Origin of the sequence: Mariniflexile sp. HNIBRBA6329 (genome assembly GCF_043558645.1) — a bacterium.
GTDB lineage: Bacteria > Bacteroidota > Bacteroidia > Flavobacteriales > Flavobacteriaceae > Mariniflexile.
Genome location: NZ_JBIFXS010000002.1, coordinates 438821 through 459535, shown reverse-complemented (window position 1 = coordinate 459535; position 20715 = coordinate 438821). Strand labels below are relative to the sequence as shown.

Below are 20715 nucleotides of genomic sequence, written 5' to 3'. Positions count from 1 at the left end.
TGGTGGCAGGCTTGTACATAACTCTTAAAGCAAAACTAATTATAGCTGAAACTATTTATAAATATTGAAATAATATATGACCCATACGAAACCCTTAAAAAAAATAAACGTTATTCTACTCTTAACAGCCTTGTTGTGTTTTTTCTCAGCGTTTGTTTTAACATCACAAACGTTAAACATTAAAAATGACCGGTTTTGGGATACTAAAAGCGGTGAGCCAATTTATAGTCAAGGTGGAGGAATTTTTAGATTTGTCGATCCTGTTACCAATCTAGAAAAATATTACTGGTATGGTGTTCATTATGAAGAGGCAGAACTTTATAGAAATGACCCATCCATTACACAGCCTAGGTCTCGTTTTGTTTCGGTAACTTGTTATACCTCTACAGATTTAGTAAACTGGGAATCTGAAAAACCTGTTCTTACTAAAGAGGAAATCAATAAAAATTACAGTCGCACTGGGTGGATGGGGCGCTTAGGTGTCGCTTATGTGAAAGAGTTGAAAAAATACGCTCTATTTGTTCAACACAATGATCAGGTTTTAATAACTGTTTCAGATAGCCCAACGGGACCTTTTAAATGGCATCAAAGAATTAATATGGAACCTATGATAGGTACACCAAATACTGGTGATCAAACGGTTTTTACCGATGAGGATACTGGTATTTCCTATCTTGTATATTCATACGGACAAGGCCGCCATAAAATTTATATCTCTGAAATTGGTGTTAAAAACGGTATGGTAAATCTGCTGGATTGTACTGAAGTTTTTAAAGGAGCTGGTAGAGAAGGAAACTGTATGTTTAAATATAATGGTAAATATTATTTGTACGCATCAAACCTTTACGGTTGGGATTCATCTTATGCGTATTACCTGGTTGCTGATGATATTAGAGGGCCATATTTACCAACAAATAAAATGCTTATAACACCCGGGTCTATGGATGATTATGCTCATATCTCACAAACTGGTTTTTTTACTTCACTTAAAACAAAAAATAAAGAGTTGGTTGTTTATTGTGGTGATAGATGGTCCAATTTTGCAGGGAATGGTTTGGGTTACAATCAATGGTGTCCCATGAGTTTTGACGGAGATGTGCCATACTTCAATTCTCTGCATTCATGGAATTTTAATCCTCATACTGGAGATTGGGAGGTAGCAAATGATAATAATTATGTTAAAAATGGGAGTTTTGAAGCAGATAGAAGGCATATTCCAAGTCCAGTAAAACCAATACAAGAACAGTTAAAAGGATGGTTTACAAAAATATATGAAGGAAATGAAATTGTAGTTGGGTCTGATGATTCTCCGGTATTAAACTATTTTAATACAGAAGAAGACCGAAAACAGGTTGTAGGCGAAAAAAGCTTAAATATTTCGGATACTATAAATTTTAAACGAAAAGTTTTTCAAACTATAGAATCTACCCCGTTTGTAACATTGGAAGATGGGTATTATAAACTATCTGCTAAAATTAAAAACACAAATGGATTCAATGTGCTAAAGATGTACGCAGAAAGTGGGGGTAAGCAAAATATTTTAACTATTTCAAAACAAAACCCATCATGGAATCTTATAGAAATAGATGGCGTGCTTGTGTCAAATGGAAAAGTTGAAATTGGTTTTGTAGCTGAAGGTATTGCAAATGCACAATGTCAAGTTGATGATGTTACTTTTGTGAAAAACACAAACACTTTTTAAAATAAACTAAATATAAATAGATATAATAATGAAAAATACAAATCTTCTTTTACTCCTAATCTTAGCTTTTTTAAGCATGAATTCATGCAAAGAAAAGCCATCATCTCAGCCAGAAAAAATAGATAGAAAAGCCGTAGTTACACGTCATAATGTAAAAATAACAGCCATTGATACGCTTGGGTCACTAAATGTTGGTAATGGAAAATTTGCTTTTACCGTAGATGCTACTGGATTGCAATCGTTTACTGAATTTTATGAAAATGGCGTGCCTTTAGGAACACAATCGGAATGGGGTTGGCATACATTTCCAAATACCGAAAATTTTGAATTTAGTGAAACTTTAAAGGGTTATGATTTTAACGGAAACCCAAATAGTTTATATGCCATACAGGATAGAGCTAATGATAGAAACATGGCTGCAGCCGATTATTTTCGAGCAAACCCACACCGTTTGCAGTTAGGAAACGTAGGGTTGGAAATTCTTAAGAAAGATGGAACAGTTGCTAAACCAGAAGACTTAAAAGACATTAATCAAGAACTAAATCTTTGGACAGGTAAAATTGAAAGTCATTTTACTGTTGAAGGTGTTTCTGTAAAAGTAGTAACCTATGGAGATTCTAAAACTGACGGTATTGCAGCAAAAGTAGAGTCGCCATTATTAAAAGAAAATAGAATTAAATTAAAATTCAGATTTCCATATCCAACCAATCAGTTTGCTGATAGAGGTGTTAATTACACTAACAGTGATATGCATCAAACAACCGTAAATGAACAAACAGGAAAAAGATTTGTTTTCAACAGGACTTTAGATAACGATCGGTATTTTGTGGAAGCTCGTTTAAATACTGAAGCTTCAGTAACAAAAATAGAAGAGCATTATTTCACTATGCAACCAAATACAGAAGATAGTTTTGAATTCGCTGTAATTTTTTCACAAGAGAACAATAGCGAAACCATTACTTTTAACGAGGTAGAAATCAATAGTATAAATACATGGGAAGACTTTTGGCAATCGGGTGGTGCGGTTGATTTTTCAGAATGTACCGATACCAGAGCTTTTGAAATTGAAAGACGTGTGGTGCTATCGCAATACTTAACACGCTCACAATGCGCAGGAAACTACCCTGTACAGGAAACGGGTTTAACATACAATAGCTGGTATGGCAAGCCGCATATGGAAATGTATTGGTGGCATTCGGCACATTATCCACTTTGGGGAAGAACCGATTTTTTGGAAAAAAGTATCGGTTGGTATTTTGTAGCCTACGATAAAGCGAAGTTGATAGCCGAAAGACAAGGTTATAAAGGGGTGCGTTGGCAAAAAATGACCGACCATAATGCCGATGAAGCGCCATCAAACGTAGGGTCTTTTTTAATATGGCAACAGCCACATGTTATTTATTTAGCTGAACTAATTTATAGAAACAACCCTTCAAAAGAGAATTTAGAAAAGTATAAAAAGCTCATTTTTTCAACAGCCGATTTTATGGCGTCTTACCCAAATTACGATGCTAAAAACGATAGGTATATTTTAGGAAAAGGCGTTATACCAGCACAAGAGTGTTTTGATAAATTGGAAACATTCAATTCGCCTTGGGAGTTGGCATATTGGAAATGGGCATTGCAAGTGGCACAACAATGGCGTGAACGTTTAGGGTTGGAGCCTGAAACCGAATGGCAAAACATTATAGATAAAATTTCTCCAATGGCTCAAAAGGATGGTGTGTATTTAGCAGCTGAAAGTGTACCAGATTCTTATTCGCCTACAAGTAAACACACCATAGATCATCCAGCGGTTTTGGGTGCTATGAGTATGTTGCCACATAATAATTTTGTTGATGTAAAAATAATGAACAATACTTTTGATATTGTAGATAAGGTTTGGACTTGGAACCATACTTGGGGGTGGGATTTTCCATTGGAAGCAATGACGGCAACGCGACTTAACAGGCCAGAAGATGCGATAAAAGCACTTTTAAGGGATGAAATAACCAATACCTATTTACCAGGTGGGCATAATTACCAAAATGAAAGATTAACATTGTACTTGCCAGGTAATGGAGGTATTCTTTCGGCAATAGCTCTTATGTGTGCAGGTTATGATGGTAATACTGTTAATAACCCTGGGTTTCCAAAAGATGGCAAGTGGAACGTTAAATGGGAAGGTTTAAAACCAATGCCGTAACAAAGAATCAACGGTTTAAGTTTAACTTCAAAGACCAATCATTAAGCTGGAACAGTTTTTGAGGTTAATTGTTTGTATTAGTTTAAAACATATTGAATAAATTTTCTTATTTTTTTTATGTTAATTAGTACATGAAAGGGTAAATTTCTAATAAATAATTTTTATTAATAAATTTATTTGCATAATATTGTGCAATCGATTACATGTTATTTTGTTGATAAACAGTAATCTGTAAAAAAAAATATAAAAAATATGAAAAAAGTGAAAGGTTTATTAGTCTTTATTTTTTTAGTTAGTTTATTTGGATGCAGTAGCGATAGTCCTGAAGAAGAAACTTCTAAAAATATTTTGGTTAACAATGTGATAATTAATGGCAGTAATATTACTGACGGAAAAGCTAAACAACTTGCCGTTGTTGTATTACCAAATAATGCTACCGACAGGACAGTAACTTGGAGTGTATCAAATGAGTCAGTTGCTGTTATATCAACTTCAGGGCTTTTAACCCCTATGGATAATGGAACGGTAACCGTAACTGCAACTGCCAATGATGATTCAGGAATTTCAGCAGAAAAAGTTATTACAATATCAGGCGTTACAGGTCCTCCGGTTTTTGTTGAAAGCATATCTATCACCGGAACAGATATTACCGATGGACAGCCGCAGCAGTTATCAGTTGAGGTTTTACCAACTAATGCCACGAACAAAGCAGTTACTTGGGCGGTTTCAGATGGGCTTTATGCTACTATATCTACCACGGGTTTGTTAACTCCAAAATTAAATGGGACAATAACCGTAACAGCAACAGCCGCGGATGGAAGTGCTAAGGTGGGTCAACTTCAAATAAACATATCTGGTGTAACGCCCGTTTATGCGACTACTTTAAAAGCTGAAAATATGTTGTTGTGGCAACGTAGCAATGGTGGATGGTCAAAATATCACAATGATTTTTCTGGTTATGATCGCACACAAACTTCATCTGAAATAACTACAGCAAATAATACTAAAAATAACACAGATACAACTATAGATAATGGCCATACAATAACAGAAATTAGATCTTTATTGAGTGCATATAAAGCAACCCAAAATCCTGATTATTTAGCTGCGGCAATAAGAGGAATTGATTGGGTTTTTGAAGCACAATACGATAATGGTGGTTGGCCTCAAGTTTATCCGATTGAACCAACTGATTATAGCAGACACATTACTTATAATGATAATGCTATGGGTAATGTTATGAATTTAATGAGAGATATTTTTTTGAAGAGAAATAATATGGATTTAATAGATCAAAGCTATGTAAGTAAAGCACAAACAGCATTTGATAAAGGAATTGATGTTATTTTACAAACTCAAGTTGTTATTAATGGAGTTAAAACCGCATGGTGTGCACAGCATAATGCTGTTACTTTAGCACCAGCAACGGCTAGATCTTATGAATTAGCTTCAAATAGTGGGTCGGAATCTGTTGGAATAGTACGTTTATTAATGACATTAGATAACCCATCGTCTGAGGTTATTAATGCTATTAACAGTGCTGTAGCATGGTTTGAATCAGTTAAAATTGTGGGATACGAATTAAAGTCTGTAACTGGAAGTCAATACGAAAATGGATACGATAAAATCTTAGTGGAAAAACCTGGTAATGTTATGTGGGGTAGATTTTATAGTTTAGAAGATTATACAGGTTTTCCATATGCTTCATATTTTAGTTCTTTTGGACCAAATGAGGCATTTTTCTGTAGTAGGGATGGAATACCTAAAAAAACTATTGCTGAGATATCACATGAAAGAAGAAATGGATATTCTTGGTATGGTAGTTGGCCTGCTAGTTTAATCGGTTCAGAATATACAAATTGGAAAAACAAAAACGGTATTTGATAATTATTTGAGTTAGTCAATAAAAAAGGTGCTTATTTATAAGCACCTTTTTTATTTTGAAATCAGTTTTGTTTTATATTCTTTAAAACTTCCAAGGATTACAAGAATTGAAAATAGTTTCTAAGGTGTAGTTTTTTGCTTCTTTATCACTTAATTGACGAGACCATTTTACTCTTTCCGTTGGCTTAAAACCTTCTCCTGTACAATTATATTCTGCAAAAAATGCTGTTTTTTCATTTTCAATATTACCCCAATTATGCCATCCTTCAGGAGCAATTTGCTTAGGGTATTGGCACTTTATAAATACAGATTTAGCCCAATAACGCCATGGTCTTCCTAAGTAAACTTTAGTGACATCGTTAGCTGTTGTTATATTGCAATCTAAAAACACAAAACCAAACGTCTTATCTTTTGTTGTATTTGGTGCTGTTATATACGAATTTGATTTGCAATGAATGGTACAGTTTTTAAAAACGGTTGTTGCAGGACCAAAAATAAAATCGGTAGTGCCTTCTATATAGCAATTTTCAAAAAGTTGTCTGGAATATTCACCACCAAGGTATATGGTGTCTTGATTTCCAAGAAACTTACAGTTTTTAAAAACAGCTTTGTCGGCATCAACATACAGCGCTACTGCTTGCCCAATGGCCCCTGCCGAATTTTCAAATGTGATATTTTCAGCTTTAAACCTATTTCCAGATATTTTTGCGGTATGGGAATTAAAAGTGCCTATATGCTGCCCTCTACCAGAATAATCATTGAAAGTTATGATGGTTTTATCTACACTTTCACCTATAAAAGTAACATCTGTATTGTTTTCAGATAATTCAATTTTTTCAGTATATATCCCGTTTTTAATGTACAAGGTGATGGGTGCTAAAGGAAATACCCGCATGTCATCAATAGCATCTTGAATGTATTTGTAGTCGCCGCTACCATCTTTAGCAACAGTGAATTCATATTTGTATTTATCTGGGTTTGATGTTTGAGCGAGAATTGATGGAGAAGCAAAAATAAGGAGCAAAATAAATTTTAATGTTGCTAATTTTTTCATGAAGTTTAAGGTTTAGTTATTTAAAACTTTAATTAAAAAATTATCTATATAATTAACGGTTTGGTTTACCCATGGATGAAATAACCAAAAGGTATGGATTTCTTCGTTAAATTTATGGACTTCGGTGTAAATACCCCAATTGTTCATCATGCCAATTAACTCATCTTGCCCTGCATGAAATCTGGGAAAACCGCTGTTTAAAAATAAAATAGGAGGCGATTTTTCATTAGCCCAATAAATACTAGAAGCATCTTTCCATATTTCAGGTTTTTCATAAAAAGAACCACCTAACCATTCAATATCAGGCGAATTTGGTTTTCTGTTTAAATTTAAAGAAGTTGGAGCCATAAAGTTTACAACCCCATCAATATCAATAATTGCTTGAATATCGCTGGAAAAATCCAAATTACCGTGATTACCCTCTTTGTCGTCAATACCATTTGTTAATCCTGTAAGCATGGCTAATTGCCCACCTGCAGAACAACCTGAAATAGCAATTTTGTTTGTGTCAATCCCATATTTGCTGGCATTTGCTCGCATCCATCTAACAGCACTTTTTATATTGTAAACAGCCGCAGGATATTTTGCTTCCATTGAAAGTTGATATTCTACACAAACTGTTACATAGCCTCTAGCTGCAAGTTTTTGAGCCATTGGTATTTGTAATGATTTATCACCAGATCGCCATCCACCGCCATGTACCATCAATAAAGCGGGATATTTTCCTGATTTTTTTGGTGAAAAAATATCAACATGCAAGTCTCTATCACCAAAAGGGGTATTCTTTAATGTGGTGTAAACTACTTCTCTGAATTGATTCACATTATTTGGTAATGAATCTTTCGCAGGTTTTATGTAAGGGAAATATTTTAAATATTTTTTGTATTCAGAAGTTACTTTATAGGTTGTGTCTCTTGGTATTTTGATATTTTTATTTTGAGCTTTAATTGTTGAAATATTCAAACATAAAAAACAGGTAGCTATTATACTTAAAAAAGGTTTTTTCATAATTTTAAACTTGATTAAAGATTTGGATATTATTTAAAAAAATATTACCGCATGTAATACACATTTCTATGTAGTACATGGGTAATATTTAAACTAACTCAAAACAAACTAAACTATAATGGATATCCTGGATTTTGATCCAAGTTTGGATTTGCTGATCTTTGTATATTGGGAATTGGATAAACACCTCTAAAAGCCTCAGTTTGTCCGGTCTTAAAAGACCAAGTGCCTGTAAAGTAAGTGCCAAAACGAATCATATCTCTTCTTCTGTGGCCTTCCCATAAAAACTCTCTTGCTCTTTCGTCCTCAATATCCTTTAGCGTTAAACTACCAAGTGGTGTAGCATTACTGCGTTCTCTCACTCTATTCACCAAACCTAATGAAACACTAGGTGTTGTGTTGCCATCTCTAAATAAAGCTTCAGCTTTTATTAATAGTATTTCAGCATAACGCATTAAAACAAGATCGTTGTCAGCATTAAACCCAGAGAATGATGCTCCAATAGGGGTGTATTTAAGTACTTTATAGCCCTCATTATCTGCAGCACTTACTAAATCTTGTACAGGAATAATGTCTAACTGTGTGCCGTCTGGGTATGTTAATGGTGTCACACCATCTAAGTAATATTGTGGGCCATATTCAATCAACAACAAACGATTATCTTGATCTTCGTACCTGTTAAGCGCTTCTGGAAATGTACTAAATCCATTTGCTGGAGTAAATGGTAAGTTGTATTTTGTTTTGTCTGGAGAGTGATTCGTGTACAATATAAATTGATTGTTCCCAGCATTTTGAGTTGGGTCTATAGAAAATGATGCAATCAACTCCACTGAGTTTTCCTCATTAGTAGATTTAAAATTATCAACTACATCTGCTTCCAAATCATAAGCGTTTGTATTTATAATGTTGTTACACATAGCGACAGCATCGGACCATCTAGGTGTTCCCGTATACACTTCGGCATTTAAATACATTGACGCTAGTGCACCTTGTATGGCTTCTTTGGTAAATCTTGGATAGTAGCTGGTTCTATTAACCTCGGTAACAGAAGGTAAATCTTGAATAGCTGCTAACATTTCGCTCTCAATAAATTCAAATACCTCTGTTCTTGGCCTAGTTGCGGGTAGGTTGTTGGGGTCTATCCTTGCTACGGTTACTATTGGTATATTACCCCAAAGATCCATAGCAAAAAAGTATCCATATGCTCTAAGGGCTCTAGTTTCAGCTATTAAACTTTTTAGGTTTTCACTGTTGGGAGATGCTTGTAAGCTTTCTAAAACAGCATTTGCTATGCCTATTTCTTGAAAAAGTGAGTTCCAACCTCTATTTACATCTGCATTTGCAGGGGTTGTGGTGTGTGTAACAATGTCGATAACATCTTGGTCAAACCATCCACCACTTGCTCTTCCTGGAATAACAAATTCATCTGTTCCATATTCTTGTAGTCTCCAAGGACGATCAATACTGGATACACTAGATAATGCTTGATAAACACCAACTACTGAAGATAGTGCTTCGGCTTCTGTATTATAATATGTGTCTGGAGATAAGCTTCCAAACGCTTCTTCATCTAAATTTGTACATCCGGATAAGCACAATGTAAAAACAAATAAAGTGAATATTGATTTTCTATTATATATTTTCATGATATTAATTTATAATTTAAGTTATTCTTAAAATGATACATTTAAACCAAGGCTAACTGTTTTAGCTTTAGGATAAGCTAAATAATCAACTCCTAGAGGTGCTATACCAGTCCCTGATACGTCTGAATTAACCTCGGGGTCTAAACCAGAATATTTAGTAAATAATAACAAGTTTTGTCCCGTAATAAATATTCGAGCACTAGATAGAGCTGGAATTTTTTCAAGATTAAAATTATAGCCTAATGTAACATTGTCTAAGCGTACAAATGATCCATCTTCTATCCAACGAGAAGAATAGCGCTTAGGTTGGCTTCTTAAAACACCACTGGTTAAGGCTTCTTTAAACACATTTCTACCAGGAAGATTACTTAGATATCCAAGGTTATTACCTGTTAAATTAAATACATCATTTCCAATAGATCCTCTAAAATTTATACCAAGTGTTAAATTTTTGTAAGTAAATGAATTTGAAAAACCAAAGGTGAAGTCTGGTTGTGCAGAGCCAATAACTTTATCTTCATCTCCAAGTATTTCTGTACCGTTTTCTATTCTAATAAATTCTCTGCCATAGAAGGTTCCTAGAGCTAATCCTGGTTTAATTAGTTGAGCAAAAATTCCTGATAAACCTTGTCCTTGTAAAGGTGCTATTTGTATATCTTTTCCTTGAAATTGATCGTTGGACAGACTTAATACTTTATTTCTATTTCTGCTATAGTTAAATGAAGATGTCCATGTAAAATCATTTTTATCAATAATATCTGCAGAAATTTCTAGTTCTACACCTTTGTTTTCAACACTACCAACATTTGCTAACTGCGTACTAACAGCTGTAGGTGAAGGAACAGGTAAACGTAATAAAAGATCGGTTGTTTTCTTTCTGTAGTAATCGATACTTCCACGAATTTTACCATCAAGTATGGTATAATCAACACCAGTATTAAATTGAGATGTTTGTTCCCATTTTAAATCTGGGTTGGCGTATTGTTGTGGTAATACAGTAGTAACTCTTTGCCCACCTACTATATAACCTGCATTGGTGGCACCTAGTGTTGTGAGAGAGTTTAAATTTCCTATTTCTTGGTTTCCAGTGACACCATAGCTAGCTCTTAGTTTTAAATCGGAAATTGTTTTTGATTTAAAGAAGTCCATATTGGAAACTCTCCAAGCCAAAGAGCCCGAAGGGAAAACACCCCATTGGTTTCCAGAACCAAATCTACTGGAGCCATCTCTTCTAATAGTAGCTGTAGCTAAAATCTTGTCATCAAAATTGTAATTAACTCTTCCATACATTGAGATTAAAGTATTACTACCTTTAAATGTAGAAACATTACTTATGGTGCTTGCAGCTTGTAAACTATACCATTTGAATTCATCTGATAAGAACCCAGAAGCTACATTGCGCAAGCCTTCATTTACAAAATACTGCCAAGAATAACCCGCAATAGCATCAACATTATGTTTGCCAAAAGTATTATTGTACCTTAAAATGGTTTCAATTAATTTACTATAATCTTCTAGTTTTTGAACACTAGCATAACCACCAAAACCTTCTCCCAATGGATTTGTTTTTCTTATATAAGAATTTCTGTTTATAGTTTGGTGTGTATAGCCTAAGTTGATATTAACACTTAAAGGATCTGTAATATTATAAGTTGTAGACAAATTGCCTAAAAGTCTATTGTTGGTTACTTCATCTATAACATCATTTGCAAATGATATTGGATTAACCCTGTATGGTGGGACATGGTTGTAGTTTCCATCGGCATCATAAATTGGATACGTAGGATTAAAAACATACGACTCATAATTTATACTAGTTCCAACTTCACTTCCTACGGTGTTAGATACCGGAGAGTTGTTTGAAAACGTGTTGCCATAGTTCAGTCTTAAATCAAAAGTTAACTTATCATCTAAAGCAGAATGGTTAACATTAATTCTTGCATTAGCTCTTTCTAGTTCAGAACCATTTAAAACACCTTCTTGATTACCATACCCTAATGATGCTCTATAATTTGATTTTCCAGATCCACCAGAAAATGATAGATTATAATCTTGAGTTTGTGCAGTTTTGTAAATCTCATCTTGCCAATTTGTGTTTGCTCCTAGGTCTGAATAAGCTAGCCCTAAGTCATCGTTGATTTGCCGGTATTCATCAGCCGAAAGAACATCCAGTTTTTTGGCAACTGTCGAAATACCTCCTGTTACGTCAAGAGTAACCTTTAAATTTCCTGAGCTTCCTTTTTTAGTAGTAATAACAATAACGCCATTGGCACCTCTAGATCCATAAATAGCTGTAGAAGACGCATCTTTTAAAACGGTAATGGATTCAATGTCATTGGGATTTATTGTCATTAAAGGGTTAGTAGGTTCTTGATCAAAAAAATCGGTACCATTACCTCTAATGTTTGCAGAACTAACACCTGCTGTTGTAGAAATTGGAACACCATCAATAACATATAAGGGGTCGTTTACGCCAGTTAAAGATGTGCCTCCACGTACTCTAACCGTATTTGAACCACCTGGTTTTCCACTGTTTTGTGCGATAACAACACCAGACATTTTGCCTTGCATAGCTTGTTGAGCACTTAGCTGCGGACCTTTATTGAAATCTTCTGATTTCATTGAAGAGACGGCACCTGTTAAATCTTTTTGTCTTTGTGAGCCATAACCGACCACAACGACTTCATCCAGTTTGGCGACATCTTCTTTTAAACTAACATTAATTACTGTTTTGTTGGCAATGGTTACTTCTTGGGTAAGAAACCCTATGAATGAGAATACTAAAATGTCATTAGAATTCTCAACGGTTATAGTATAGTTTCCATCAAAATCTGTTTGGGTACCATTAGAAGTTCCTTTAACAAGAATATTTACTCCTGGAAGTGGTTGTCCATTTTCGTCCTTTACAGTACCAGATATTTTAAAGTCTTGAGTTTTCTTGTCTTTTGAAATAGAAGAAAAAGTATCAAGTGTTTTTTTCTTAATAACAATATTGTTGTTATTAGTAATTTCAAATAGTACATCAACATTAGAAACACTTTGCTGAAGCAATGTATTAGCTTCAATAGTTCCTTTTTTTAAATGTACTTTGGGCAAGTTTTTAAACAAATCTACTTGGTAGATAAATTTGTAATCTGTTTGGTCGCTAATCATTTTAAATACTTCATCAACGGTAGCTGTTTTATCGGTGTCAATTACAATTTTAACATTTTGTGATAAAATGTTATTGGGGGTAAACCCAAACATTGAAAAGAAGCATAGAAAAATGAAGGTTCTCATAATAATCATTAATAACCGTTTTCTGAATAGAAAACAAGCATTAGTTAATTTAATTTCCATAAATTTACATAGTTAGTTAGTTAAACATTTAATTAATTAATCGCATTAAAGGAGGGAGGATTATTTGCGGTGAGATGTTAATATTTCTTTCCCTCTTTTTTTTTATTTCAATATTACTTTATTGGTGTTTGTTTCATAGTTATTTATATAATTAGTGTTTTTTATTAGTAATAGGATGTCTTCTAGATTTTGATATTTACTTAATTCTCCATTAAATTTTATATCCTCAAGTGATTTATTTTCAATTTCAATTTCAATATCATACCAGCGCGATAATACCTTTATAATATCTTTTAACGGTTTATTTTGAAACACGAAGTCGCCATGAATCCAAGAAATAACCTCTTTAGTGTTTACTTCCTTAATAGCTATTTTGTTCAATATAATATCTAAATTTGATTGTTGGTTTGGAGCCAGTAGTTGTTTGCCTTTTGAAGTGTTAATTTCTACTTTACCTTCTACTAAAGTTGTATAAATGTTGGTTTCGTCTTTATAAGATTTAACATTAAACATTGTTCCTAATACCTCTATCTCTTGAGATTTATTTAGAACCTTAAATTTTGCCCCATTATGTTTTGTACTTGGCGAAACATCAAAATAGGCTTCACCATATACTAATTCTACTTGTCTAGTATCACCTTTTTTGAAGTTTACAGGGTATTTTAATTGTGATTCAGAGTTTAACCAAACTTTGGTTCCGTCCGATAGTTTAATAAAAAATTGACCGCCTCTAGGAATTGTTAGATAGTTGTATTTAATAGTTTTAGAATTTTCTTCTGAATTAGTATATACTATTTTTTCACCATTACTATTTGCATTTTGAGTTTGAAATGTATCTCCTTTTTCTAAAAGTATAACAGATCCATCTTCTAATGTTAAAGTGGCCTTGTTTGTGCCTGCTTCTATGGTGTTTGTAATTTCAGGGCTATCGTTTATGGGTGTTTTTAATAAATTGTCTTTAAAGAAATAGCCTGTTGCCAAAATACCAATAACAATTGCAGCGGCGGCATAGCGTATTTTTTTTCGGGTGTTTTTTAATGTAATTACCCTTTTATCACTTGCAATTTCTGCTAGTAATTTGTCTTTTGCTTTGTTTATGTTGAAAGTTTGCATGTTAAACTCAATAGCATAGTTTATTTTTACAAATTGTTTAAAAAGTACGTCGTTATTAGAAACTTGAATCCAAGTCTCTAATGCATCTAATTCCGATGCGGTTGCCTGATTGCTAAGAAACTTAACTATTAAATTTTCTATACTAGGGGTGATCATTTTATGGTATTATTTATATTAATACGTGTTAACTTTTCAATACCCTAACTTTTTATAAGTTTTTTTTATATTTTCGCAATAAACCATGCTATTTATTATTGTTTTAATATATATTAAAAAATGTATTCTAGTAACTCTCAACTTATTGAAGCGTTAAAAATAGGCGATTCTAAAGCCTATACTTTTTTAATGGACGCCTATTATCATAAATTATGTGTTTATACATATAGTCTTGTTCACGACCAAGATGCAGCAGAAGATATTGTGCAGAATGTTTTTATTAAAACTTGGAAAAAGCGCGAACGCCTTAAACCAGATTTTGAAATTAAGAGTTTTCTTTATAAATCTGTATACAATGAATTTATAGATTATTACCGTAAGCAGAAATCGGTTTTTCCTTTAGAGAATAAATACATAAGTGCACTTTCATCTATCGTAGAAGATGAAGAAGAACAATCTCTGGAACAATTAATAAAATTGGTAAAATCAGAAATACAAAATCTTCCTCCTAAATGCAAAGAAATCTTTTTACTAAGTAAACAAGAAGGACTTACTAATGTTGAAATTGCTGAATATAAAAATGTTTCTATTAAATCTGTTGAAGCACACATAACAAAAGCTTTTTCAATACTGCGAAAAACAGTTGGAGAAAAAACAAGTTGTATATTATTTTTATTATTTGGTGTTCAAACAAAATTAGGCCTAAAAACTAAAGATTAGTTTATATTAAGAATATTCTACCCTGATTAAGATATTTTTTGAATTAGATAACAATAATTAATCACTGTTTAAAATAAGGCTTAACAACATAATTTACCAAATCTAAGTTTAGCTCTCTAATGCCTTGTAAAACCAATTCAGCCATTTTACGAGCACCAAACTCAGAAAAATGGGTAGTGTCATTAAATCCTTTTGGAAAGCGTGGTAGTTCATTTGGTTCAAAAATCATATATAAATTTCTTGAAAACTCGGGACCCATTTTTTTGACCAATTCATGGCTTTTAGTGTTTAAATCAATAAGAGGTACATTATACGCTGTTCCTAATTCAATAACCGCATCGCAATATTCCTTATGCGATTTTATTAATTCGCCGTTAGAATCATATTTTCTTTGAGTAACGGGTGTTATTAAAATAATTGTAGCGTCTTTGGCTCTTGTTTCATTAATATACTTCCCCATATATTTTTTATAATCTTCGGGTGAAGCATAACGGTTTGGATGGTCTTTAGAATTTGCTGAATCGTTATGCCCAAACTGGATTAATACAAAATCGCCAGTTTTTAGCGAATCAACTATAGGTTGCCAACGGTTTTCATCAAGAAACGATTTGGTACTTCTGCCACCTTTTGCATGATTTTCAATTTCTATGGAATCGTCAAAAAAATTAGCGAAAGGCATACCCCAACCTTCCTGTGGAAACCTACTTTCATCATATAAACACATGGTGGAGTCGCCAACTAGGTAAATCTTGGGTTTTTTACTCGCGGAAGTTTGAGCCACTAAAAAGGTTGAAAAAAAGGTTAGAATAATGAACGGAATAATATATTTAGTTTTCATTTTTTAATACGTTATTTAAAAAATTAACGGTATAATTAAGAGTAGTTTCAAACCAAGGATGCATTAGCCAAAAGGAATGCGGCGTTTCTGGAATGGTATGTACTTCGTTATAAATGCCATACTTATTTAAAATTGAAATCATATCATCGCGTCCAGCATGAAAACGAGGTTGAGCACTATTTATAAAAAGGGTAGGAGGCGAATGTTCATCAACATATTCTAATGGCGAAGCTTCTTTCCAGTTTTTAAAATTTTCTTCTTTTTCACCATCAAGCCAAATACCGGCCATTGATACTTTACCGGGTTTAGATTCTGCAGAAGCTTCTGGGTGAATAAAAGATACAATACCATCTACATTTACGTAAGCTTGTACAGCATCTGAAATTTTTGAATTTGGTTCATATAAAGATGAGTTTGGAGTCACGGCTAAAAGTCCAGCTAATTGCGCACCTGCTGATGCTCCTAAAACAGCAATTTTATCAGGATTAATTTGATACTTTTTCGCATTTTTTCGCATCCATCTAATAGCGTCTTTTAAATCGATAACGCCTGCTGGATACGGTGCTTCAAACCCTAACCTATAAGAAACCGATATACCAACATAACCGTTTAAAGCTAGATGTTGCGCCATAACACGCTCATTTTCTTTACTACCAGTTAGCCAACCACCACCATGAATCAATAAAACTGCAGGATAGGTTTTTTTACAATTACCTTTAGGAAGATATACATCTAATTTTAGTTTAGAGGTGGTTGTTTTTTTATAAACTACATCCTCTTTATATTTTATTTCTTTAGATTTTAAAGGCTGAATAGGAGTAATAAACGGATGGTCTTTTTTGAGTTTTTGATACGTTAATTCAATGGTGTACGGAGGGTATGCAGGCCTCTCTTGTGCAAAAATAATTTGCCCACAAAAAATAAATAAACTAAAAAAACTTATAAAAAACCTCATGTTTTAATATTTAATATTGGTACTTAATTCTTTAAGTCCTTCAAATACTAATCTAGCGACTTCTGTTGCACCTTTTGGTTGAAAATGTGTGTTGTCTTTTTGTCCTTTAGGATACGCTTCATATTTTCCTTCTGGGAGATTCATAAAATAATTTTCCGTAACAAAAGATTCCCCTTTTTTAGTGAAAAAGTCTCTAGATTTTTGATTTAAATCTATAAGCATGACGTTTAGTTCTAAAGCGACATCTTTCGGTGCTTGGTCGTAATCGCCATGTACATCATGTAAAATACCGTTTTTCCAAGGGTAGTTTCTTGCTACCGGTGTTAAAATAATAGGCGTAGCTCCTTTTTCTCTGGTTTGGCTAACAAATAAGCGTAAAAATTCTTTGTAACCTTCAATATCTACGTAACGTTCTGTTTTTTCTTTGGCTGCGTCGTTATGGCCAAATTGCATGATAACAATATCATCTTTTTTAAGATTTTTATAAACAGAACGCCATCTGCCTTCTTGAAAGAATGTACGCGTACTGCGTCCACCTCTGGCACGATCATCAACAAGTACACTATCTGTTTTTATAAGATTTTCTAATTTATACAAACTATCCTTAGCCATAAACGGTTGAAAAACTTGCCCCCAACCAGTTACAGGATATCTGGTTTTCATATAATCTTTTCCTGGGTCATAATCACCAGTATAATCTGCCATGGTTGAGTCGCCAATTAAATAGACTTTGGTTACTTTTTGATGCTTTGTTTTGAATATATAAACACCTCCTTTTTCTGTTTTTATATCATACAAATGATATTTTGGAAGATTTAAAGCATCAATCTTAGCGTTATTAGAAACTAATGGATCTTTTATTTTCGGATTTTGATAAAATGGATTTTCGTTTTCACCCAAAGCTTCCGCTAGAGGTTTTCCATTATCATCTAATAAAATTTCAGTCGTTCTAACTCTTAAATTTCCACCTAATTCAGATTTAATTTTAAAGGTTTTTAAGGCATTGTCATTCCAATCTAAATCTACTTCAAAACCGCCTCTGGCTTTTAAACCTTTAACAGAGCCTTGTTCCCAAGAATCGGGTAAAGCGGGCAATAGGAATAAATCTTCGTCGTGAGACTGAATAAGCATTTCAGCAATGCCTGCAGTACACCCAAAATTGCCATCAATTTGAAACGGAGGATGCGCATCAAAAAGGTTAGGGTAGGTGCCACCAGATTTGGTGCCATCATCAACTAAAGTAAGTTGCGTTTTTATTAGTTGGTAAGCTCGATTTCCCTTAAGCATACGCGCCCAAAAATTCACTTTCCAACCCATAGACCAACCTGTTGATATATCACCCCTATATTCGAGAGTTTGTTCTGCAGCTTTAAATAAATTGGGGTTTTTAAATGGTGAAATTTGTGCTGAAGGATATAAACCGTACAAATGTGAAATATGCCTATGTTTATCACCTGTTTTGTCCCAATCTTCTATCCATTCTTGTAATTGGTTATGTTTTCCTATTTGCATAGGCGGCAATCGTTTTCTTAATGCTTCTACTGAAGTTGCAAAGTCTGCATCCATATTCAATGCTTTTGAAGCGTTGATAACATTACTAAACACATCGAATACCAATTGATTATCCATGGTGGTACCATACGTTATACCAACGCCATCAATATATTTATTTTCGGGTGACATAGAAGGAGCAACAACCAACCATTGATTTTTTGGTTCTTCTTGAAGCACATCTGCATAGAATTCTGCAGCAGATTTTAAAATAGGATAATATTTAGTCAAGAAATCTTTATCACCTGTAAATAAATAATGCTGCCATAAATGTTGACTTAGCCATGCACCACCCATAGGCCAAAGGCCATAAAAACCACCATCCACAATGCCGGCAATACGCCAAATATCGGTATTGTGATGGATGTTCCATCCACGCGCTTGGTACATATTTTGAGCACTTAATTTTCCGGTTTCAGATAAATCTTCTAGCATGGAAAATAATGGTTGATGTAGTTCTGAAAGATTGGTTACTTCGGCTGGCCAATAGTTCATTTCAGTATTAATATTTACCGTGTATTTGCTGTCCCAAGGTGGTGACAATTTATCGTTCCAAATACCTTGTAAGTTGGCTGGTTGCCCACCAGGTCTTGAGCTTGATATTAATAAGTACCGTCCAAATTGAAAGTATAGAGAAACTAAAGCTAAATCTTCTTTTTTAGCAAAAGCTTCGAGCCTTTTGTTTGTTGGTAGATTATTATTTGAACCACCTCCTATTTCTAAAGACACTCTGTTAAATAGGTTTTGGTAATCTTTTACATGAATATTTTTTAAGTTGGGAAAGGTTTTTTCTTTGTTTTTGTCAAGAAAGGCTTTGGCTATTTTGTCTGCCGAATTACTTAAATCTTTATAGTTTTTAAAGTTGGTTCCGATGCTTACAAAAAGTATAACTTCGTTTGCATTTTTTATAGAAACATTGTCTTTATTTGTTGTTAGTTTTCCTCCGATTAATTTTGGATAAACCAAAGTTGTAAAATTGATCTTTCCTTTTTTATTCTCATGACTTCCCGTAGTTCCTTTAAGTTCAATGATTCCTTTTTTAGCTGAAATAGTATGGTTTAATTGCGGACTATCCATAGAAATATCAAAACTCAAACTTTTTGGTTTATCTGACGATAAGTGAATTACCATAATTTGATCTGGAAAAGACACAAAGTATTCTCTTTTATAATTTACACCATTTACTGAATAGCTAACAGTAGATATAGCATTTTCAATATTTAAATCTCGTCTGTAATTTGAAGGGTTTTCATGATTTTGAAAATGTAAATTTAAGTTTCCAACGGTTTGATAGGGTACACCGTAATTCGTTTCTTTAGGTGTGTCTTTTGGAAAAACTTCAAGTGCCACTCTTTGAGCGTCTTCATACTTGCCACTAAAAAGTAATTTTCTAATATTTTGAATGTCTTGGAAATAATCTTTTGGCACATTATTTCCAGGTTCACCCGCCCAAACGGTTTCTTCGTTTAGTTGAATTTTATCATTCTCAACACCGCCAAATAACATACCTCCAATTCTGCCATTACCAATAGGCAAGGCTTCATTCCAATTATTTGCAGCATGTTCATACCATAAAACATTATTGTTTTGTGCGCTTGAAAATGCTGTAATTAAGATTGCAAATATTAATATTCTGTGTTTTTGGACACCATTTTTCATTTTGTTATTTTCATTTCTTTTAGCCATTTTGTACAGATATTTTTCCATTCGTCTGTTAAAGACGATTCATTATAAATACCAATATTATGCTCACCTTTGGGGAAAATGTGAAGCGAACCGTCAACCTTATGTTTCATCATTTGCTCATAAAACAGTAAGCTATTCATAGCGTTTACAGCAGGGTCATTTTGCGCATGGAACAATATAGTTGGTGGTGTGTTTTCGGTTACATGAAACTCGTTTGAATATGCTTTAATTTTTTCAGGAGATGGGTTTTCTCCTAGAAAATTTTGGAGACTTCCTTTATGGGTATAGTCACCAAAACTAATTACTGGAGACACTAAAACCATGAAATTAGGTAAAAAGGGGTAGCTGTCTGTGCTATCTTTTATTTTTGATACATCTGTTTGATGTGTGGCAATGGTAGATGCTAAATGGCCTCCTGCAGAAGAACCAAAAATTCCTACTTTATTTTCATCTAATTGCCATTTTGAAGCATGCTTTCTAATTAGTTTCATGGCTCTTTGAGCATCTTGAACTGGGCCATTTTCGGGGATTAATAAATCAGGCGAATTGGGCAGTCTGTAAATAAGTACAAAAGCAGTGATGCCCTGAGTATTAAACCATTTAGCTAATTGAATACCCCCTAAATTATAAGTTAATTTGGCATAACCGCCAGAAGGTAAAATTAAAATACTACTACCATTTTGTTCTTCCTTTGGAGGGAAATATGCAAGCATTTTTGGGGATGAAACTTGTGTAATACGTTCGCGTTCTTCAATATGTTCCAAGTTTAGGCCTTTAGAGTTTGGCATTTTTCCTTCTGGCCATAAAGGAATGATATCTTGTGCAGAAAGCATCAAAGACATAAGAAAACTAAAAGCGATTACTGCCTTTCTATTCAT

The 20715-nt window shown here is 33.6% G+C and carries 13 protein-coding genes; 4 read left to right on the top strand and 9 right to left on the bottom strand.

The features are described 5' to 3' along the window. Positions 1 to 76: 76 nt before the first annotated feature. The 3 genes from ACGK9U_RS04580 to pelA all read left to right on the top strand — a co-directional run bounded on the left by ACGK9U_RS04580 (position 77) and on the right by pelA (position 5771). Positions 77 to 1702: a family 43 glycosylhydrolase gene (locus ACGK9U_RS04580; protein ID WP_394465182.1), complete on the top strand. Its 1626-nt coding sequence runs from the start codon at positions 77 to 79 to the stop codon at positions 1700 to 1702. 76 nt (positions 1703 to 1778) lie between these two features. After that, positions 1779 to 3887, top strand: a complete 2109-nt coding sequence (locus ACGK9U_RS04575; protein WP_394465181.1) for a hypothetical protein — start codon at positions 1779 to 1781, stop codon at positions 3885 to 3887. A gap of 252 nt (positions 3888 to 4139) precedes the next feature. Further along, the gene (gene pelA, locus ACGK9U_RS04570; RefSeq protein WP_394465180.1) at positions 4140 to 5771 is read left to right on the top strand and encodes a pectate lyase; all 1632 of its coding nucleotides are present in this window, start codon (positions 4140 to 4142) and stop codon (positions 5769 to 5771) included. 82 nt (positions 5772 to 5853) lie between these two features. Here pelA and ACGK9U_RS04565 read toward each other — a convergent pair whose 3' ends face one another. The 5 genes from ACGK9U_RS04565 to ACGK9U_RS04545 form a co-directional block, all read right to left on the bottom strand. Beyond that, a complete protein-coding gene (locus tag ACGK9U_RS04565; protein WP_394465179.1) occupies positions 5854 to 6825 on the bottom strand; it encodes a pectinesterase family protein in 972 nt (323 codons plus the stop codon). Between the two features lie 12 nt (positions 6826 to 6837). After that, entirely contained in the window at positions 6838 to 7833 is a 996-nt protein-coding gene (locus tag ACGK9U_RS04560; protein WP_394465178.1) for an alpha/beta hydrolase fold domain-containing protein, read from the bottom strand. A 113-nt stretch (positions 7834 to 7946) separates the two neighbouring features. Continuing rightward, complete coding sequence (locus ACGK9U_RS04555; RefSeq protein WP_394465177.1) at positions 7947 to 9479, bottom strand: RagB/SusD family nutrient uptake outer membrane protein; 1533 nt, start codon at positions 9477 to 9479, stop codon at positions 7947 to 7949. 27 nt (positions 9480 to 9506) lie between these two features. After that, positions 9507 to 12758 (bottom strand): SusC/RagA family TonB-linked outer membrane protein, encoded by a 3252-nt coding sequence (locus tag ACGK9U_RS04550; protein ID WP_394465176.1) that lies wholly within the window; start codon positions 12756 to 12758, stop codon positions 9507 to 9509. A 162-nt stretch (positions 12759 to 12920) separates the two neighbouring features. Continuing rightward, positions 12921 to 14087 (bottom strand): FecR family protein, encoded by a 1167-nt coding sequence (locus ACGK9U_RS04545; protein ID WP_394465175.1) that lies wholly within the window; start codon positions 14085 to 14087, stop codon positions 12921 to 12923. A gap of 120 nt (positions 14088 to 14207) precedes the next feature. Between ACGK9U_RS04545 and ACGK9U_RS04540 the strand changes: the two genes are divergently transcribed. Further along, positions 14208 to 14807, top strand: coding sequence for an RNA polymerase sigma factor (locus ACGK9U_RS04540; protein ID WP_394465174.1), 600 nt, complete (start codon positions 14208 to 14210; stop codon positions 14805 to 14807). Between the two features lie 61 nt (positions 14808 to 14868). Here ACGK9U_RS04540 and ACGK9U_RS04535 read toward each other — a convergent pair whose 3' ends face one another. Genes ACGK9U_RS04535 through ACGK9U_RS04520 form a run of 4 tightly spaced genes read right to left on the bottom strand, consistent with a single transcriptional unit; the run spans position 14869 to position 20715 of the window. Next, a complete protein-coding gene (locus tag ACGK9U_RS04535) occupies positions 14869 to 15645 on the bottom strand; it encodes a rhamnogalacturonan acetylesterase (protein WP_394465173.1) in 777 nt (258 codons plus the stop codon). Continuing rightward, positions 15635 to 16600, bottom strand: a complete 966-nt coding sequence (locus tag ACGK9U_RS04530) for an alpha/beta hydrolase fold domain-containing protein (RefSeq protein WP_394465172.1) — start codon at positions 16598 to 16600, stop codon at positions 15635 to 15637. The genes ACGK9U_RS04535 and ACGK9U_RS04530 overlap by 11 nt, the downstream gene beginning before the upstream one ends. 3 nt (positions 16601 to 16603) lie before the next feature. Further along, complete coding sequence (locus ACGK9U_RS04525) at positions 16604 to 19837, bottom strand: glycosyl hydrolase family 95 catalytic domain-containing protein (RefSeq protein ID WP_394465171.1); 3234 nt, start codon at positions 19835 to 19837, stop codon at positions 16604 to 16606. Further along, on the bottom strand, positions 19807 to 20715 hold the full coding sequence (locus ACGK9U_RS04520) for an alpha/beta hydrolase (protein ID WP_394465170.1): 909 nt from the start codon (positions 20713 to 20715) through the stop codon (positions 19807 to 19809). Before ACGK9U_RS04520 ends, ACGK9U_RS04525 begins: the two co-directional genes overlap by 31 nt.

Excerpts from the sequence above, each read along its gene's own strand:
- ACGK9U_RS04580 (WP_394465182.1), top strand. The coding sequence starts at position 77 with ATGACCCATACGAAACCCTTAAAAAAAATAAACGTTATTCTACTCTTA.
- ACGK9U_RS04575 (WP_394465181.1), top strand. The coding sequence starts at position 1,779 with ATGAATTCATGCAAAGAAAAGCCATCATCTCAGCCAGAAAAAATAGAT.
- pelA (WP_394465180.1), top strand. The coding sequence starts at position 4,140 with ATGAAAAAAGTGAAAGGTTTATTAGTCTTTATTTTTTTAGTTAGTTTA.
- ACGK9U_RS04565 (WP_394465179.1), bottom strand. The coding sequence starts at position 6,825 with ATGAAAAAATTAGCAACATTAAAATTTATTTTGCTCCTTATTTTTGCT.
- ACGK9U_RS04560 (WP_394465178.1), bottom strand. The coding sequence starts at position 7,833 with ATGAAAAAACCTTTTTTAAGTATAATAGCTACCTGTTTTTTATGTTTG.
- ACGK9U_RS04555 (WP_394465177.1), bottom strand. The coding sequence starts at position 9,479 with ATGAAAATATATAATAGAAAATCAATATTCACTTTATTTGTTTTTACA.
- ACGK9U_RS04550 (WP_394465176.1), bottom strand. The coding sequence starts at position 12,758 with ATGAGAACCTTCATTTTTCTATGCTTCTTTTCAATGTTTGGGTTTACC.
- ACGK9U_RS04545 (WP_394465175.1), bottom strand. The coding sequence starts at position 14,087 with ATGATCACCCCTAGTATAGAAAATTTAATAGTTAAGTTTCTTAGCAAT.
- ACGK9U_RS04540 (WP_394465174.1), top strand. The coding sequence starts at position 14,208 with ATGTATTCTAGTAACTCTCAACTTATTGAAGCGTTAAAAATAGGCGAT.
- ACGK9U_RS04535 (WP_394465173.1), bottom strand. The coding sequence starts at position 15,645 with ATGAAAACTAAATATATTATTCCGTTCATTATTCTAACCTTTTTTTCA.
- ACGK9U_RS04530 (WP_394465172.1), bottom strand. The coding sequence starts at position 16,600 with ATGAGGTTTTTTATAAGTTTTTTTAGTTTATTTATTTTTTGTGGGCAA.
- ACGK9U_RS04525 (WP_394465171.1), bottom strand. The coding sequence starts at position 19,837 with ATGGCTAAAAGAAATGAAAATAACAAAATGAAAAATGGTGTCCAAAAA.
- ACGK9U_RS04520 (WP_394465170.1), bottom strand. The coding sequence starts at position 20,715 with ATGAATAGAAAGGCAGTAATCGCTTTTAGTTTTCTTATGTCTTTGATG.